Origin of the sequence: Nostoc sp. C057 (assembly GCF_013393925.1) — a bacterium.
Classification (GTDB): domain Bacteria; phylum Cyanobacteriota; class Cyanobacteriia; order Cyanobacteriales; family Nostocaceae; genus Nostoc; species Nostoc muscorum_A.
The window spans coordinates 1443778-1462366 of record NZ_CP040281.1; the positions used below are offsets into that span (position 1 = coordinate 1443778).

Consider the following 18589-nt stretch of genomic DNA (forward strand, 5'->3'; position numbering starts at 1 on the left):
GCACAATTTATATTTAATTGCACCGAACATTTCCCTCACGCCAATGCTGATGCTTGGGGTTTGGCAAAAATCATTCTTCCTGCGGTGGTTTGCAAAGCACTGGTGACTACTACTCGCAGTTCACCACCCACATAATTGCTGCCTTCTTCAACTACTACCATCGTGCCATCATCTAGGTAGCCAATACCTTGACTGGGTTCTTTGCCTTCCTTGAGAATTTTTAAATCCAGGTTGTCGCCAGGTAAATAACTGGGACGGACGGCATTCACTAAATCATTCACATTCAAAACAGGGACTTTCTGAACGCTGGCTACTTTAGACAAGTTGTAGTCGTTGGTTAGCAATGTACCGCTAATTTCTTGGGCAAAGCGTACCAACTTGGCATCCACTGTGGGGATATCTTCGTAGTCAACTGCATTAATCAAAATGCGATCGGGATATTCTTCCTTAATACGGTTGAGAATTTCTAGTCCTCTCCTTCCCCGCACGCGCTTTTGATCTTTGCTAGCATCCGCTACTTGTTGGAGTTCTTGCAAGACAAATTGCGGTACGAGAATTTGTCCTTCCAGAAACCCTGTTTCTAATAGCGCTTCAATGCGACCATCGATAATGCAACTGGTGTCTAAAACTTTGGTATTAGCTGGTTTTAGCGTTCCTTCCACAACCATCGATTCGACAGTGTTGGGATTAATGAACCGCAATAAACCTCGCCCGTGGGTGTCTGCCAAATTCATACCAGTGACGGAGAGGATAATACTACCGACAACTGCCACAAGCGGCTTAATAAATCCAAAATCCGCGGGGATGGGTAGTAAGAATAGTGGGGCTAACATGAGGTTAGCTAGCAACAAGCCAATTACTAACCCAATGGCACGAGTTAAGATCACTTCCAGAGGCATTTCTTTGACTTGTGATTCTAGACGGCGATATGTCGTCTGGAAACTCAGCCCGATCGCACCACCAATAATAGCGGCAAAGACGGCAACAACTAAGCGTAAAGCTTCTAGATTCGTTACCTGATCGAGAGTGCCATTGGGTAGTAGTTCAGTGCTGTAGAACCCTATTCCCGAAGCTGCCAGGATAAATGAGAAAATGATAATTGCGTCAAGCATGGTTATGTTGTTTTCCTGCAACTGTGTTCACCGACAAACTTAAGTATTTTTTATTTCATCGGTAAGATAAACTAATCAATATTGACTTAGACTAAGGGTTTAGGCTGACAATATCTGCAATTATTATAACTAAAGGCTTTTATCTTAATATTTTTCATTGTTTCTTTGTAAAACGACAAAAATTTGTAAATTAACTGCTCATTTTGCAAGAATTCAGAATCCAGAATCCAGAAGTCAGAATTAAGAAGACTTTGATACCCAAACTTAATAATTTTAATAAAATCAAGAAGTTATTGCACGCTTGCTTTTACGATTATTCTGGCTCCTGACTCCTGACTCCTGAATTCTTTCTTCATTTTCATTGTCTCTAATTCGCAGTTGGCTTAACTTAAACCTTTTCTCAAAATGAGTCAAAAATTTAGTGTTTCTGGAATTGCGAGTTCTGCTTATGTGCATATTCCCTTTTGCAGACGGCGATGCTTTTATTGTGATTTCCCGGTGTCTGTTGTGGGCGATCGCTTGCGGGGCGAAACATCTGGTACTATCTCCCAATATGTTGAGGTGCTATGTAAAGAAATTGCCATTACACCAACCTTTGGTCAACCCCTAAAGACAATTTTCTTCGGTGGTGGTACTCCTTCGCTGCTATCAACAGAACAGCTACAACGGATAGTGGGAGAATTGGAGAAGCATTTTGGTATTGCATCTGGGGCAGAGATTTCTATGGAAATTGACCCAGGTACCTTTGATTTAGCGCATATAGTAGGCTATCGCAGTGCAGGTGTGAACCGGGTAAGTTTGGGTGTACAAGCCTTTCAAAAAGAATTATTGCAAAGGGCGGGGCGATCGCACTCAGTTGAAGATATTTTCGCAGCTGTGGAGTTAATCCACCAAGTCGAGATTCCCGAATTTAGCTTAGACTTAATTTCTGGGTTGCCGCATCAGTCTTTGGATCAATGGCAGGATTCTCTAACTAAAGCGGTAGAACTTTTACCCACTCACATTTCCATATACGATCTTACCATCGAACCAGGTACAGCCTTTGGTCGTTACTACAAACCAGGTGATACTCCTTTGCCTACGGATGAAGCCACAGTCAAAATGTACCAGATGGCGCAGCAGGTTTTGACTAGTGCGGGTTATGAGCATTATGAGATTTCCAATTATGCTCAACCTAAGCATCAGTGTCGGCATAATCGAGTTTATTGGGAAAACCGCCCTTACTACGGCTTTGGTATGGGTGCGGCGAGTTATGTTGAGGGGAAACGTTTCACTCGTCCGCGTAAGACTAGGGAGTATTATCAGTGGGTACAAGCTGGCGGTGTAATTGATTGTGATCTTACCCCCCCAAAGGAAGTATTGTTAGAAACGTTAATGTTGGGGTTGCGTTTGGCGGAGGGTTTGAGTTTGGCGGCGTTGGCGGAGGCGTTTGGCGAAGAGAAGGTGGAGGAAGTTTGCAGGTGTTTGCAAGGATATTTTGATAAAGGTTGGGTAGAAGTTACAGAGGGAAGGTTGCGTTTGATTGATCCCCAAGGGTTTTTGTTTTCTAATGTGGTGTTGGCGGAGTTGTTTGAGAAGTTGGGGTGACGAACCGCAGAGGCGCAGAGTCCGCAGAGAGAGGAGGCGAGGTTTATGCAGAAAAATCAAGTTAGAAAAGCTGTAATTCCGGTAGCTGGTTTTGGGACTCGGTTGTTTCCAGCGACTAAGGTTGTGAAAAAAGAACTTTTCCCGATTATTGATCGAGATGGGAGGGCAAAACCTGTGATTCTCGCAATTATCGAAGAGGCAATTAGTGCTGGAATTGCAGAAGTGGGGATCGTGGTGCAACCGGACGATCAAGAAATATTTGCAGATTTATTGAAAAATCCACCCAAAAAAGAACTTTTAGATAAACTTTCACCGCAAAATCAAGAATATAGCCGATATCTTGAAGATTTAGGTAGCAAAGTCACCATCTTATTGCAAGAGGAACAATTAGGTTATGGTCATGCGGTATTTTGTGCTAAAGATTGGATAAAAGATGAGCCATTTCTGTTAATGTTGGGCGACCACATTTATACATCTGATATTGAAAAATCTTGTGCTAGTCAAGTTTTAGGTACTTACGAACAAGTTAATCAAAGCGTTGTTGGTTTAACTACAATGCCAGCAGAAATTATTCATAAAGCTGGTTGTGTTACAGGAGTTTGGCAAGAGTTAAACTCGATTTTATCAGTCACACAACTCTATGAAAAACCTACTATTGAGTATGCACAACAACATTTGCGTGTAGAGGGAATGTCAGAAAATGATTTTTTAGGTATATTTGGCTTATATTTACTTACGCCGAAAATTTTTGACTTTCTAGCAGAACACATCAAGCAAAATTTCCAAGAACGAGGTGAATTTCAGTTAACATCCTGTCTGGAAAGATTGCGTAAGGAAGAGGGAATGACAGGATATATTGTTAAAGGTAACTGTTTTGATACAGGTTTACCAGATGCTTATCGTCAGACAATGATTGATTTTAGAAATTTCTAGATTAATCTGAGTTTCAAAACAAAAAGATCCCCGACTTCTTCAAGAAGTCGGGGATCTGAGCGTCTCAGTAGCCTTTAATTACGAATTACGAATTATGAATTATTTTGCAACAGTTGCTCGCGGATTAGAAACCCTGGCGGCTCAGGAGTTAGAGCAACTGGGTGCCCATTCTGTGGAGCCAGGATTTTGCGGTGTTGCCTTTGAGGGCGATCGCACTTTGCTTTATCGCGTCAACCTCTGGGCTAGGCTACCGTTCCGAATCTTGGTGGATATCCATGAGTTTCCATGCCTTGATGCTAAGGATCTTTATCGCGGCATTCAGACTATCGATTGGCAAAACTATCTTACGCCAGACATGACGCTGGCGGTGAATGTCACAGGCAAAAACGATCACCTCAACCACAGCCATTTCACATCTCTACAGGTCAAAAATGCGATCGTCGATCAGCAGCAGGAAAAGCTGGGTGAGCGTTCAAATGTAGAACTTCATGAACCAGATGTGCGGGTTAATGTTCACATTGAGCGCGACTTTTGTACCGTTAAACTCGATAGTTCTGGAAATAGTCTACACCGCCGAGGCTATCGCCCTGCGGTTGGATCAGCACCTCTCAAGGAATCTCTGGCTGCTGCTCTGATTCAACTTTCGGGCTGGCAGCCAAACCAAATGTTCTACGATCCTCTCTGTGGATCTGGGACTTTACCCCTAGAAGCTAGCTTAAAGGCACTGAACATAGCACCAGGGCTGTTTCGTGAGTCCTTTGGATTTGAAAATTGGCTCGATTTTGATCTGTCCCTTTTAGAAAAGCTGCTCCAAGAAGCTAAGGACAGCCAACTGGATACCCTTCCCGCACCTATTTGGGGAAGCGATCGCGATGAAAATATAATCGAGCAAGCCATTAACAATGCCCAAAACTGTGGCGTTGATAATCATGTATGGTTTTCTCAAATGGAGCTTGCTGATGTTGTCGCCCCCGCAGACAGTGGGATTTTATTCTGTAATCCACCTTATGGCGAACGGCTAGGGCGAGATATTGATTTAGGGGCATTTTATAAACTTTTGGGCGATGTGCTGAAACAACGCTTCAAAGGCTGGACTGCATTTGTGCTGAGTGGCAACAAGGAATTGTCTCAATGCATTGGGCTGAAATCATCCAAGCGAATTGCGGTGTACAACGGAGCGCTGCCTTGTCAGTTAATGAAATATGAGTTGTATTAAGGGCGATTTGTAGTATGGTTTAGCGATCGCTCTCAACTACTTCTGTTAGATCACAAAGACGCGATTCATCGCGTCTTTTGCCTTAACCGAACCACAACCTAAACCTGCTGTTGCATAGCATTGCTTATCTCCATAGACTCATCAGTGATGTTTTTAACACTATTTAATAAAATTAAATTTAGCCAAAAAAAGTTTGAAACTACCTCTGGATATATATTGCAGCAGTTAGCATGGCATCTTTTGAAAAAAGTGGCAGTATAATCGGTGACTGACAATCTGCAATTTATTTATCGCTAAAAGGCAGGGCCATTTATGTCAGATCAATTCACCTTTACTGTTACCAATGATACCGAACAAGCAATTACAGAGTTGTGGGTATCTGTCGATGATGAAGATTGGGCTTCATTTAACTTGAGTGATTCAGGGATTCCATCGGGTGAAACAGTAACAATTGCTTGGGCTGAATATACGAATGATTCGCCCTGTGAATGGTACATCTCTGCTGTATTTGAAGATGAATCAGAAAGTGAGTCAGCCCTATTTAACTTCTGTGAAGAACCAGCTTTAACGTTCGGCTAAATTTCCCATTGCGATCGCCACCGGAAAGTGCGTGTACGCCATCGCGCTTGAGGCATGATTGCATATCGACTCCAGGCATAAAAACCAAAGCCCTGCCTCGAAAGTATCTAGGTAGGGCTTGATATTAAAAATAATGGTGTAAAAGGCAAATGACAGGCATTGGCTGTAATGCTCTATTTGTCGTCATCAAGAAAAAGATTATATGCAAGCTTTCCATACTAATAAGTAGTGATGCCGCAAGGCGATCTATGGAGGCAATTAATCAGAGCTATTTGTCAGCGTTCCAGATTCAGTTATCTTGAAGTTATCTGTAGGGCAGTATTTATTGAGGTTGTCGATGGAGCGTAGTTTACCGCCGCAGGCAGACGCTCCTGGACTCGCTACCGCTACGCTATCGCCCTGGTTCTAGAAGAGGAAAAATGCCAATGCCAGAAAAATCAGGACTGTTCGCGCCAGTTAGACTAGGTTCGCTCGATCTTCCCAACCGCATCATCATGTCTCCGATGTCCCGTCTCCGGGCAACTACTGAGTGTGTACCTACCCCCCTAATGGTCGAATACTACACCCAGCGAGCTTCGGCGGGACTCATTATTACGGAAGGGACGCATCCAAGTCCAATGGGGCGAGGTTACACAACCTGTCCTGGGTTGCACAACGAGGAGCAGGTTACAGGCTGGCGAAAAGTGACAGATGCAGTTCATGCTGCTGGAGGTCGGATATTTGTGCAACTGATGCACGCTGGACGGGTGTCGCATTCCTCCCTATTACCTAACCATGCCCGACCGATCGCACCTTCGGCTGTCCCGGTGGTGTCCGAAGAAGTTCACGTTTGGGATGGCAAAGTCCCTTTCGAGATACCCCGTCCGTTAGAGTTGGACGAAATACCCGAAATAGTAGAGGAGTACCGCAGAGCGGCAGAACTCTCTATTGAAGCAGGTTTTGATGGTGTGGAACTTCATGCAGCAACTGGATATCTACCCAACCAGTTCCAAGTCAGCAGCTCCAACCAACGCACCGATGCCTATGGTGGTACATTGGAGAATCGAACTCGCTTCACGCTCGAAGTAGTCAATGCTCTGTGTAGCGTCCGGGGAGCGGAGCGGATTGGGGTCAAGATTGCCCCCGGCTTCACAGTTAACGACACATTTGATGACGATCCTGCCGAAACTTACACCTATGTCGCAAAATCACTCAGTCCATTGGGTTTGGCATACTTGCACGTAGGGTATGACCAAGGTTACGCCAGAGGAACTGCACCGAAGTTTAACCCCATTGATCTCCTACGTCCCGTTTACCAAGGAACACTGATAGCTGTGGGTGGATTTGATCGACAACGAGGTGATGAAGCAATTACAAGCGCGCGGGCTGATGCCATCGTTTTCGGGCGACTGTTCATCTCTAACCCTGACTTAGTGGATCGGCTACGGCTCAATGCCCCCCTGAGCGAAAGTGATGTCAGAACGTTCTATGGTGGTAGTGAACATGGCTACACAGACTATAAAACCCTGTCGCAACTCCATTGAGTGGCATAACAACGCCCATGCGAGTTGTGTTGCAAAAACTTTTTAAACTACGCAATTTTTCAAAATACTTAAAGCTACCGCCTCCGCTACCTTAATCCCATCGATACCCGCCGAGAGAATTCCCCCTGCATATCCCGCGCCTTCACCAGCCGGATAAAGACCGACTGTATTTAAACTTTGATAATCCTCTTTGCGTTTAATCCGAATCGGTGATGAGGTGCGGGTTTCCACCCCAGTTAAAACGGCATCATCCATCGCAAAACCTTTGATTTTTTTGTCAAAAGCGGGAAGGGCTTCGCGGATGGCTGCGATCGCATAATCTGGTAAACTCTGGCTCAAATCGCCCAAGTGTACCCCTGGTGTATAAGACGGTTTAACAGTGCCCAATGCTGTAGAGGGGCGATGGTTGAGAAAGTCACCTACCAACTGCCCTGGAGCTTCATAAGTTCCACCGCCTAATTCAAAAGCCTGTTCTTCCAAGCGCCGTTGGAAGTCAATTCCCGCCAAGGCATTGCCCGGATAATCTTCGGGTGTGATGCCCACAACGATCGCACTATTAGCATTACGCTCATTGCGAGAATATTGGCTCATCCCATTGGTGACAAGTCGCCCCGGTTCAGATGCAGCTGCAACCACCAAGCCTCCTGGACACATACAAAAACTATAAACAGAACGACCATTTTGACAGTGGTGAACCAGTTTATAATCGGCAGCACCTAAAAGCTTATGACCAGCTTGAGGGCCAAAACGACATTGATCGATGAGAGACTGGGGATGTTCGACCCGAAAGCCGATGGAAAAAGGTTTAGGCTCGATGTAAACGCCGCGATCGTATAGCATTTGGAAGGTATCGCGGGCGCTGTGTCCCACTGCCAGAACTACATAATCGCTGGCGATATATTCCTTACTGGCAAGGGTGACTCCCCGCACTTGTCCATTTTCGATGTTAATATCTTCCACCCGACTTTCAAAGCGAATTTCGCCGCCGAGGGATTCGATTTTGGCACGCATACTTTGGACGATTCCCACCAGTTTGAAGGTGCCGATATGTGGTTTATTGATATAGAGAATTTCTGGTGAGGCTCCGGCGTTGACGAGTTCGGTTAATACCTTACGCCCATAATGTTGAGGATCTTTGACTTGACTGTAGAGTTTGCCATCGGAAAATGTACCCGCTCCACCTTCGCCAAACTGGGCATTAGATTCGGGGTTGAAGTCTGATTTTTTCTTCCAAAAGCCAAAGGTATCAGCAGTGCGATCGCGAACTTTTTTCCCACGCTCTAAAATGATGGGACGGAAACCCATTTGTGCAAGCATCAAACCTGCAAATAACCCACAAGGCCCAGTACCAATGACAATGGGGCGAATCGCCAAATTGCTCGGTGCTTTGGCCACTGGGCGATAACTCATGTCTGGCGTAGCCATCAGATGGGGATCTTTCTTCAGGCGCTTGAGTAGATGAGTTTCTTGAGTTGTTTCTACATCCAGAATATAAACAAGAGCGATCTCTCCTTTCTTACGGGCATCGTAGCTACGCTTGAAGATGGAATAACCGATCAATTCTTCGTCCGTAATTTGCAGCTTTTTGAGGATGGCAGTCTTGATCTCATCTTCAGGATGATCGAGCGGGAGCTTTACTTCTGTTAGTCGTAACATGGCGAGGAGAAATTCATACTATCTATCAAAATTTTAATCAAAGTCACTGTGGTAGAGCTGATGCTTAAACCAGACTGACAGCCGACTCTAACATTCGTATTATCCCAAGTTCAGCATCTATTTCCACTTCCACACCGATTGGCAAGGTAAATTTATCTTTAATATGACCAATCATTGAACCATACCAAGCAGGAATCCCTAAAGGAAGTAGGTGTTGTTGCAATACTTGCATTAATGTAAATGATGGTTCATCCCCAAGACTACATTTAGTGCATTGCCCAAAGATAAAGCCAGTAATTTGATTAAGTATCCCAGCAGTTTTTAATTGCGTCAGCATTCTATCTATCCGGTAAACATCCTCGCCAATTTCTTCCACAAATAGGATGCTTTTGTTCCAAGAAGGTAGATAAGGTGAACCTACCATCGCTGATAGCACTGATAAGTTTCCACCGATGAGTTTACCCGTTGCCTTTCCTGGTGCTATTGTCTCCACCCGCACTTCGCTAGGGTTGAGATTTTGCATAGTCACTGCTTCACCATTAAATAGGATGCGTTTGAAGTAATCGACTGTAAATTGATTCCAGGTAGATGTGGCAACTGGCCCATGAAAAGTAATCATTTTACTACGGGCGTTAATTGCCAACAACAGCGTCGTAATATCGCTGTAGCCGATGATAATTTTTGGATGGGAGCGGATTAGTGAGTAGTTGAGTAGGGGTAAAATGCGATTACAACCCCAGCCACCACGCATAGGGATAATTGCTTTGATGGTGCGATCGCTAAACATCAAGTTTACATCCTGGGCGCGATCGCTATCTTTACCCGCTAAATAGCCGTAACGGTCTAGAATATGCTTCCCCAACTTGACTTTTAACCCTAATTGGGAAAGTGATTGCTGTGCTGCTTCGATATCTTTAGCATCAACAATACCCGCAGGGGCGATTAATCCTACAGTATCACCCACTTGTAGGCGTGACGGTTTGCGGATAATGTTTGGAGATGCCTTACCTTGGGCAGTAAATGATGGTATCTGGGTGGCTAAGGTAGCTAGTCCACAGGTTGTAATAAATTCCCGACGTTTGATATTCATGCTCTTTTTGCCTACAAGCGAAATCCAGCAACTGGGTAAGGTTCAGTGGCGATGCGAACATCTTGACCAAGAGCCACAAGTCTTTTTGCCCGTATCAGGCACCACTGAATCGAGCGCAGCATTCCCCTGTTGCGTCAATCTTCCCAGTTGCTATTTTTTGTTAACGATCGCTTGACTTTTAAGACAGTTGCTACTATTTTTATTAACCCAAGGGTATTGGAGTATAAGTCTGTAGTCAATTCACTTATTTATCCTTTACTAAGTTAGAAAATAGCCTCTGCCAATCAATAGAGTTAACAGTATTGTCTGTCTGTTTTACCTCAAAGGTGATATTACAAGCTGGTGCTATTTTTAGCGCTTGCACGCAAAGTTCTGCCACATCTTCACGGCTGATTTTGCCCTTAATATTATCGCCTTGCTCGAATATTAATTCCTTACCTCCTGGTTCTTCAGTTAAAGCACAAGGTCTAATAATCGTATAAGGAATTCCGCTTTCTCTTAAACTATCTTCTCCCTTCAACTTCCAAGTTAGAATTCCTCCTAATTGGTCATTTAACTTCACTGCTGGCGGTTCTTCATCTAAATTAATGCCAGGGCGACCGGGACGAGTTACGCCTGCTGAACTGACTAGGATAAATTGTGGTAAAGTTGTACCGCCGTAGGCTTTAATTGATTCCAATTGCAAAGTAAAACCACCAGGGGAAAATTTGGGATTCAAAGCCCCATCATATTCAAATTTGCTCAACATCAATTGGTATGAACAAATTCTATTCTGCTCAATAGGCGGCGCATCTTTGACAACTTTTGCCCGAAAGACGGGAATCAAATCTGCAAAGGGAATGTGAACATCTATCCAAGTATTAGCTACTGTGTCAAAAGAATAGCTGTAGCCAATGCCATCCCATTTTGTATCTGTTCGTAGGAATATTTTATAACGTTGTCCATCACCTTTGACGCGCAATTTCACACCTTCATAACCGGATAAGTTGAAGGGCGGATCAAAATTCTTAGTTCTAACAGATGCAAATCCGCCAGAGTTAGCGGTGGAGACATTACCAGCAAACAAAGCTGTATTTTCTACTAATTGAATATTACTGGCACTCACGCCACCCATAACAACATCATCCAACGCCCCCCAGTTATCTTTTAATTCTGCTGATGGCTTGGTGAAATCAAATATCGGTTTTTCGTTTGCTTGGGGTAAATATTTTGCAGCCGCTTGGACTAAGTTTTTGACACCTTGATATTCTACATTTTCTGGGGTGTCGCCAACAATTTCTGGCTGGTAAAATTTAACACCTTGATAATATTTGGCTCTATCGGCTGTATCTCCTTCAACTGGTTGCACGCGCACTGCTGTGCAGCAAACTACAGCTTGGATATCAGCCATAACTAAAGGAGTTAAAGTTTCTGGTTTTGTGATATCCGCAACTACTAAGTCTATATCATTACCTAGAATCGACCGTGCTTTGTCAATGTCTCGAACTAGGGCGCGAACTTTATAACCCCGTTGGAGCGATCGCTGCACCACTCGTTTACCTACACCACCTGTTGCACCTGCTACTAGTATTACACCCACGTTTCTTCCTCCATTGGGTCTATCTTGATTATCCTTTGGACGGCCTTGGATTAACTGCTGTACCCAGTTAAGGAAAGGAATTACCTCAAAGTAAGTCAGGGTTTCGATAAACCTGCCTAAGTCCCATTGAGAACGATTTTTGTCAGTCATATTTGCGTCCTCATAACTACCTCTAGTCTAGCCCAATGAGCTAGTTCCCAGATTTATCACGCATAGTGTAGGCTTCAGGGGAAGAGGAGTGTGGGGAGTGTGGGGGGGTAAGACTTCTTCCCCATCCTCCCACACCTCCCAACCTCCCACACATCCCACACCTCCCACACCCCTTGGATTTCTCACAAGTGAGAAATCCAGGTTATGTTGTCTCTCAGCCAATCCCCACATTTTTAATAGTATGTTTTTCCCGCTTACTGTCGAACTGGAATTAAGATCACAAATTCTGTACCTTGCTCTGTAGAAGAGTTGCACTCGATTGAACCACCATGTTTTTCCACTATAATTTGTCGAGCGATCGCCAGCCCTAATCCTGTACCTTTACCAACACTTTTCGTAGTAAATAAGTGATCAAATATTTTTTGTTTGACTGATTCGCTCATGCCAATTCCATTATCAGCAATCTTCACCTCAACATTTAACTCTTTCAAGGACGTGGTAATTGTAATTCGGTTAGGATGAGATTTAATTTCCTCAAAACTCCGATCTGTATTTGATTCATCCAATGCATCTATAGCGTTCGCTATTAAATTCATAAATACTTGATTTAATTGACCAGGATAGCAAGTAACTAGAGGTAGCATCCCATATTTTTTAATAACCTCGATTGTCGGGCGATCTCCTTGGTCTTTGAGTCGATGCTTTAAGAGCATTAAGGTACTATCAATTCCTTCATGAATCTGAAACTCTACCAGAGATAAAATATCGGATCGAGCAAAGGTTCTTAGAGAAAGGCTAATGTCCTTAAGACGATCGATTCCCTGGTGCATTGATTCCATAAGTTTTGGTAAATCTTTAGCCAGATAATCTAAGTCAATTTCTTCAATGAGTTCTTCAATTTCTGGGTCTGGGTGTGGTAACTTTTGCTGTTGGAGATTCACCAAACGCAGGAGATCATTCATATATTCCTCAATATGAGAGCAACTTCCACTAATAAAACCAATTGGGTTATTAATCTCATGGCCTATGCCTGCAACAAGTTGTCCAAGAGTGGACATTTTCTCACTCTGAATTAGTTGTAGTTGGGTATTTTGTAACTTTTGTAGAGATTGAGTTAATTCTATGGTGCGTTCTTCCACTCTTTGTTCGAGGGTATGGGTAAGATGGGAGATGTTCAAATGTAACTTTAATCGAGCAATGAGTTCTTCTTTTTGAAAAGGTTTGGTAATGTAATCAACTGCACCAATTTCTAGCCCTTTTACTTTATCTGTGGCATCGGCCAAGGCAGTCATAAAAATGACCGGAATATTCTTAGTGATAAAATTGGCTTTCAGTCGGCGGCAAATTTCAAATCCATCAATACCCGGCATCATTACATCCAGGAGAATGAGGTTAGGATCACAGTATTCTGCTTGCTCAATGGCGGATTCTCCATCGGTTGCCATGAGTATTTTCCAGCCACATCCCTGAATTGCTTGTGATAGCACTTTGAGATTATTGGGATTGTCATCTACCAAAAGGATATGCATTGACTTCAAAATAGGTTCGAGCATCATTGATGTGATTTATTTGGTACAAAATAAAAATTTCTCACAGTATAAGGGCTTAAAAGATAAGTTTACTTATCCTCCCTAACTCTATAATTTCGATGTATATAGATCGGCAACAATTGATGGCTGCGCGATCGCTGACTTTTTCAAAAATTCGGGACTCTGACCTAAATTTTTCTTAGGAAGTACCGCACAGGTTAAAGATGGTTGCATTTTAGTAGAAGGTTGATTTGCAACTAACTCGATTTTGCCTTGAGCATTGCGTCTCCAGCCTGTGGCTTGGAGGAGAGTTTCTGGCGTGGTTGGAAGTTGTGTCATGATTTCGCCAGTTTTGCGGTATGCAGAGATATCGCGGATATCAGACCAAGTGCGATCGCTCGTCACTTCTAGATTTGGATTTTGCGGTACACCACCCCGTCCCGTGGCGATAAACCGACTACCTTGATTTGCAGAACAACCACTGGCTATTTGCTGTGATGAATCAGTGACATTCGCTGGTAGTTCCACTAAGCCAGAATTGGGATCGACACCAATATTATTAACTTGAACCGTACCGTTAACCCCAAACTGAGAACTGGCAGTGATATCGTTTTCGGAAGTCAATTGAGGACGATATTTCAGCCCAATAATTCCTTGAGTGGTGATTTGAATATTGCCACCTTTTCCTTGGACTGCATTGGCAATAATGTCACTGTTTTCTAAACCCACGATGTTCGGAGCATTAAGCGTGATATTGCCACCATTACCACTGCCCCCTGCTTCTGCACTGATAAAGCTACCATGACGCATCAGTAGTAGATCCCGCAGTTGTAAATTAGTGTTACCACCACCGCCTGCTTTTGTGGATGCTGAAATACTGGCCCCATTATCAAGTCGTAGGGTGTTCGCCTGAATGTTTAAAGTACCAGCTTTACCGGAGCCAAGGTTTTGGACAAAAACTGTTGCACCATTCCTGATGTTAAGAAGTGGGGTGTTAATCGTGGTGTTACCTGAAGTACCGCTGGAAACTCCAGAAACAGGACGAACTGCCGTACCAATATAGCTGGGATTTTGTGCATCTGTTATACCATTCACATCAATTGATTCAGACGCATTAATAGTCAGTGAACCCGCATTTCCTGAAGAAACTATGCTAGAAGCTGACACTCTGCCGCCAGCTTGAACCGACAGTGTGCGGGTATCGATTTTCAAATTCCCTGCATTACCACGCCCGAATGTGGCAGTAGACAACAGACTAAAATACAAACCCTTTGGCGCTCCCTCATTTGTCACCTGAATTGTATCTGCCTTGACGATGAGATCGCCGCCATTACCTGAAGCGTAGGGTCTTGCTGCTATATTGCCGCCAGCTAAAACAGACAGGTTTTGAGTAGAGATGTTGACATTTCCACCTTTCCCAGTCCCATAGGAAGCAGCTAATATCTGGCTGACTGATCGAAAAGCATTAGGATCGCCAAATGCAAAACCATTCACCCGCATTTGCTCGGCATTGATTGCTATATTGCCACCCGGTGCTGTGCTAAAGGTACGGTTTAAGATATACCCACCCCCGTCAATATTCAACTGTGGGGTGGTAACGATAATATTCCCTGCTGCACCGGAGGATATAGTTTCATTAATTAAACTGCTGGAACTTTTAAAATCAGGAGACTTGCCGATAATGTGGAGGAACTCTGTGGCATTGATTGCAATATCACCAGCAGTTTGGTTGCTACGATTTTGCATTAATATCAGTGAACCATCTCGGATGCTGACCTGTTTTCCCTGAATTTGGATGGCTCCTCCCCGTTGCCCAGTGAGGTCGCGTGTAGATGCTAAAGCTCGTTGGGTTATCTGAATATCGCCAAAATTTGAAGCATTAGGATAACTCAGCGCAAATCCTTCAGGGATGGAATTGAGGGCGACGCTTCCGTTAGTAATGCTACCCAGTTCTATTTGTCCTCCTGGTGCGGAGAGCAATCCTCCATTTAAGGCAACATTCCCACCCAGCAATGCCAGCGTCTTTCCAGATTGCAACTGTAATCCTCTGGTACCGAGGTTTAATCCAGAAACCTGAAGTGATTCGCCTAATTGAGCATTGTGTCCTGACCCTTGAACAACAATCGCACCTGGATTGCTACCCATCTGCAAACCAATGGGCACATTCATGGTTAACAATGGAGCATTTTGGGGACTAATTGCGCTAAATTCAGCACCATCGCTAAATTTGATGCTCTGAGCAGTTGTCCCAAAAAAGGAGCCGCCAATATTAAGTTGGGCATTTGCACCGAAAATAATCCCACTGGGATTGAGCAAAAATAGATTAGCGTTACCATTGGCTTTAATTAAACCATCAATGTTGGAAACACTGCTTCCAGTAACGCGACTGAAGATATTTTGCACATCTGCGGCATTGTTGAAAAAAGCCGAGCCGTTGCTAGGAACTGAAAATTGGCTGAAGCTGTGGAATAAATTGTTGCCAACTCGATTACCGTTAATGATGGTAAAGTTATCGCCGCTTTGAGAGACAGTAGTATTTAAAGTGCTATCACGAGTTACCTGGGCACTCACAGGCATTACCATCAACGGCACTATTCCAGCGCACAGACCCAACCAAATAAAGTTCGTTGTCATTGCCAAGCCTTTATTTATACCTTGCATTTTAGGTTGCCCAAAACGGTATAGTTTGAAACATCGCCTCAAACCCGGATTTCTCACGATACTTTAGGCAGAGGAGTGTGGGGAGTGTGGGGGAGTATGGGGAGTGTGGGGGGTAAGATTTCTTCCCCATCCTCCCACACCTCCCAACCTCCCACACTCCTTGATTTATCACAAGTGATAAATCAAGGTCAAAATGGCGAATAGCGCAGTGAGAAGTACAAACCATTTTCTTGGAGCGATCGCTTTTCACCATCCACCGAGATTAAAGGAATGCCCCAATCTAAACGAGCCGATAAGTCATCACCCTGCTTCCACAACAGCCCCAACCCAGTACTCACAAGGGTACTTGGCGATGGATTTTCGCCGTTGACGTTCCAACCTTTACCCACATCAATGAAGGGTGTCAGTTGCAGCACCCCGTCAATCTTGTTCACGCGAACAATTGGGACTCGAAATTCTGCCGAAAACAACAGACCATTATCTGTAAGTAATGCGTCTTGGCGATAGCCCCGGACACTTAGTTGTCCACCAAGACCAAATTGCTCTAAAGGTACCAAGGAATCTGCCGCTAATTGGAAATCGCCCCTAACTAAAAATAGGGTGTCTGGTGCTAATTGTCGTACCCACTGCGTCTGTCCCCGCCACGCGAAAAAGCGGCTATCTGGTTCATTTTCACTGACATTGGCATCGAACCAATCTACCCCAAAACTCAATTGCGATCGCGCCGCAAACACATACTGGTTACTTCGCTGGGTATATTCTTGAAAAAAGCGCAAAGCCGAAATATTCGTTTTTCCGTTCTCATCTGCACCTGGGGAGAGGCGAAACGGCCCAATATTATCAATACCCAACTCAGTTTGGCTTGATTGACGCGAGAATGACACCCCGACTGCCAACTCTTGAGTTGGTTTTTGCACCAGTGGTTGCCGATATCCCAATTCATAAGATTGAGAATCTGACTGGATATCAAGGACACTGAATGGTTTTTCAATAACGTGGTTCCATCCTTGGCTAAAGCCAAAGGAGATAGTACCATTGTGGGCATTAATCGGTAGTGTGTAATTGGCATTAATGCTATTACTGCCATCAGTATTGGCGTATCCTACACTCAGAGTATCACCCAAACCTAATAAATTGGCTTCTTGCAGATCCACTCCCCGGCGAAAACTACCCACACTTGGCGATCGCCCATTATCTAGGCTTGCCGTCAGTTTAAAAGTGTCTGCTTCTTCAACCTCAACTTGCAATACATTGCTTCCCGGATGCACGCCTGTTTGTAATTCGGCTGAGAGGTTTTGGATGCGTGGATCGAGGCGGAGTAGTTGGAGTTTTTCTAGGAGGCGTGGTACGTTTAGGGGTTTGCCAGCACCAAGTTGAATGCGATCGCGAATGTATTGACTACGTAATCGTCTGTTACCAATGATTTTGATTTCTTGCAGACTGCCTTCGATTACCTGAATTTTTACTGTTCCTGCTTCTAGTGTCTGCGGTGTAATCAATGCTCCTGTGGTTACATAACCGTTATCAATATAAAGCTTAGCGATCGCATCTTTGATTTGCAATAATTCTGCAAATGTCACTTCTTTGCCGACAAAGGGATTGGTAATCGTGGCAAATTGCTCTGGTTTGAAAACTGTACTACCTACAACTTCAATCCGATCTACCCGAAATTTCGCATTCGAGTTATCCTGACTTGGAATTGACTCATCTGGTATTGTGGGCAAAGGGACTAATTGATTGTTATCTGTTGGTGGCAACACGTCAGTGGGTAAGGGTGTTACCGGAACTTCTTCTAAGCGACCAGGTGGTAAGGTATCAGGATTTGGAGTTTGGGCAATGACTTGCTGATAATTAGATAATACTGCTGCTAAAACAAAGCCGAATGCCAGAGGTCGTAGTCCAGAGATTATACTTACAGGCTTGGTTAATATTTGTTTCTTAGAAATATAGTTCTCAATAATAACTTGTTTCACCAACACCATTCTCCTTAAATTTACAAAAAAGAATTCAGGAATCACGAGCAAAGCCTGAGACGCTCCGCTAAGGGGTCAGAATTCAGTTGGTTATTCCGACCGAATAAGCGGTGCTTCTTAGCGGTAGGGAGTCAGTAAATATCTGAATAAAGGGGTTTAAGTATCTTGTGTCACTTTAGGAGAATTCAATCAATGAAAGGATTGCAATGTTTTGAATTCTATTTTTTTGTCTACAAATCTTAGTTTTTATTAGAAAATAAAGCCTTAGTACTTGATGAAATCAAATTCTCAGAATCTGGCTTCGATTATTATTTTCTAAAAGTGACAAAATAGAGTTAATACTGACACTAAACAGGATTATTTAGTAGTATTAATTTTGACTTATAAATTCTAGATTTTGAATTCTTATTCAATGATTATTTATTTATGTTTATCTAGTTAATCCCCGATAGCATATTGTAATAAGTAATATCTCGCTAATTAATGATGACTATCTTTTTTACCGCTATCATCAGGGTAAATACTGTTTTTGTCCCAATTTTTAAAGCTAAAAGATTATTTAATTTGAGGGCGGCTATTTTATAAAAGACTAATTTTATTTGGGTATAAAGCCATCTTGTTCTGCCGGAGAACCAGTAAGCGTAGTTGCGCTTACAGTGGTCAAGATAAGCTGTTGCACTCTATAAGATAGTTTAGTCAGTAAATTAACAACCCAGCCTGACAAAAGCTTCTTAAAAGTGATTTAAGCTATAAATTTACTTAATGAAAAATTTATTTGGTCATATTTTCTAAGACTAACTTTGAATACAAAAAATTCAAATTAGGAAAATCCTTAAATATTGTAGGGATTTTCCTTATTAGCTTTTTAACTGTATCCTCCAGCGAATCGGAATACACTCGACAGATGCGATCGCTTGAGAATTGGCACTGATTGAAGCAATCATTGTACCGTGTGGCTTATGTGCCATCGATTGGGACAGAGAGTGGTGTTGATCGTCGAT

12 protein-coding genes are annotated in these 18589 nt (G+C 43.4%); 5 read left to right on the forward strand and 7 right to left on the reverse strand.

Translation table 11 applies throughout. The annotated features are described in order from the left end of the window. Positions 1-35: 35 nt before the first annotated feature. Positions 36-1112, reverse strand: coding sequence for a PIN/TRAM domain-containing protein (locus FD724_RS06215; protein ID WP_114080131.1), 1077 nt, complete (start codon positions 1110-1112; stop codon positions 36-38). Between the two features lie 405 nt (positions 1113-1517). Here FD724_RS06215 and hemW point away from each other — a divergent pair, with 405 nt between their 5' ends. The 5 genes from hemW to FD724_RS06240 all read left to right on the forward strand — a co-directional run bounded on the left by hemW (position 1518) and on the right by FD724_RS06240 (position 6950). Then, positions 1518-2699: a radical SAM family heme chaperone HemW gene (gene hemW, locus FD724_RS06220; protein WP_179071948.1), complete on the forward strand. Its 1182-nt coding sequence runs from the start codon at positions 1518-1520 to the stop codon at positions 2697-2699. Between the two features lie 45 nt (positions 2700-2744). Continuing rightward, positions 2745-3632, forward strand: a complete 888-nt coding sequence (locus FD724_RS06225) for a UTP--glucose-1-phosphate uridylyltransferase (protein ID WP_179071949.1) — start codon at positions 2745-2747, stop codon at positions 3630-3632. 94 nt (positions 3633-3726) lie between these two features. Continuing rightward, positions 3727-4848, forward strand: coding sequence for a class I SAM-dependent RNA methyltransferase (locus FD724_RS06230; RefSeq protein WP_179071950.1), 1122 nt, complete (start codon positions 3727-3729; stop codon positions 4846-4848). 312 nt (positions 4849-5160) lie between these two features. Continuing rightward, a complete protein-coding gene (locus tag FD724_RS06235) occupies positions 5161-5427 on the forward strand; it encodes a hypothetical protein (protein ID WP_179071951.1) in 267 nt (88 codons plus the stop codon). A 425-nt stretch (positions 5428-5852) separates the two neighbouring features. Further along, positions 5853-6950: an alkene reductase gene (locus tag FD724_RS06240; protein WP_179075430.1), complete on the forward strand. Its 1098-nt coding sequence runs from the start codon at positions 5853-5855 to the stop codon at positions 6948-6950. 42 nt (positions 6951-6992) lie between these two features. Here the strand turns inward: FD724_RS06240 and FD724_RS06245 are convergent, their stop codons facing one another. From FD724_RS06245 to FD724_RS06270, 6 genes are all read right to left on the reverse strand, one after another. Beyond that, entirely contained in the window at positions 6993-8606 is a 1614-nt protein-coding gene (locus FD724_RS06245) for an NAD(P)/FAD-dependent oxidoreductase (protein WP_179071952.1), read from the reverse strand. 64 nt (positions 8607-8670) lie between these two features. Continuing rightward, the gene (locus FD724_RS06250; RefSeq protein ID WP_179071953.1) at positions 8671-9696 is read right to left on the reverse strand and encodes an LD-carboxypeptidase; all 1026 of its coding nucleotides are present in this window, start codon (positions 9694-9696) and stop codon (positions 8671-8673) included. 244 nt (positions 9697-9940) lie between these two features. Further along, positions 9941-11425, reverse strand: a complete 1485-nt coding sequence (locus FD724_RS06255) for a CIA30 family protein (protein WP_179071954.1) — start codon at positions 11423-11425, stop codon at positions 9941-9943. 254 nt (positions 11426-11679) lie between these two features. Beyond that, the gene (locus FD724_RS06260) at positions 11680-12981 is read right to left on the reverse strand and encodes a response regulator (protein WP_179071955.1); all 1302 of its coding nucleotides are present in this window, start codon (positions 12979-12981) and stop codon (positions 11680-11682) included. An 81-nt stretch (positions 12982-13062) separates the two neighbouring features. Beyond that, positions 13063-15588, reverse strand: a complete 2526-nt coding sequence (locus FD724_RS06265; protein ID WP_179071956.1) for an S-layer family protein — start codon at positions 15586-15588, stop codon at positions 13063-13065. Between the two features lie 215 nt (positions 15589-15803). After that, on the reverse strand, positions 15804-17597 hold the full coding sequence (locus FD724_RS06270) for a ShlB/FhaC/HecB family hemolysin secretion/activation protein (RefSeq protein ID WP_179071957.1): 1794 nt from the start codon (positions 17595-17597) through the stop codon (positions 15804-15806). Positions 17598-18589 lie beyond the last annotated feature (992 nt).

Excerpts from the sequence above, each read along its gene's own strand:
- FD724_RS06265 (WP_179071956.1), bottom strand. The coding sequence starts at position 15,588 with ATGACAACGAACTTTATTTGGTTGGGTCTGTGCGCTGGAATAGTGCCG.
- FD724_RS06245 (WP_179071952.1), bottom strand. The coding sequence starts at position 8,606 with ATGTTACGACTAACAGAAGTAAAGCTCCCGCTCGATCATCCTGAAGAT.
- FD724_RS06225 (WP_179071949.1), top strand. The coding sequence starts at position 2,745 with ATGCAGAAAAATCAAGTTAGAAAAGCTGTAATTCCGGTAGCTGGTTTT.
- FD724_RS06230 (WP_179071950.1), top strand. The coding sequence starts at position 3,727 with ATGAATTATTTTGCAACAGTTGCTCGCGGATTAGAAACCCTGGCGGCT.
- FD724_RS06255 (WP_179071954.1), bottom strand. The coding sequence starts at position 11,425 with ATGACTGACAAAAATCGTTCTCAATGGGACTTAGGCAGGTTTATCGAA.
- FD724_RS06235 (WP_179071951.1), top strand. The coding sequence starts at position 5,161 with ATGTCAGATCAATTCACCTTTACTGTTACCAATGATACCGAACAAGCA.
- FD724_RS06260 (WP_179071955.1), bottom strand. The coding sequence starts at position 12,981 with ATGATGCTCGAACCTATTTTGAAGTCAATGCATATCCTTTTGGTAGAT.
- FD724_RS06270 (WP_179071957.1), bottom strand. The coding sequence starts at position 17,597 with ATGGTGTTGGTGAAACAAGTTATTATTGAGAACTATATTTCTAAGAAA.
- FD724_RS06215 (WP_114080131.1), bottom strand. The coding sequence starts at position 1,112 with ATGCTTGACGCAATTATCATTTTCTCATTTATCCTGGCAGCTTCGGGA.
- FD724_RS06240 (WP_179075430.1), top strand. The coding sequence starts at position 5,853 with ATGCCAGAAAAATCAGGACTGTTCGCGCCAGTTAGACTAGGTTCGCTC.
- FD724_RS06250 (WP_179071953.1), bottom strand. The coding sequence starts at position 9,696 with ATGAATATCAAACGTCGGGAATTTATTACAACCTGTGGACTAGCTACC.
- hemW (WP_179071948.1), top strand. The coding sequence starts at position 1,518 with ATGAGTCAAAAATTTAGTGTTTCTGGAATTGCGAGTTCTGCTTATGTG.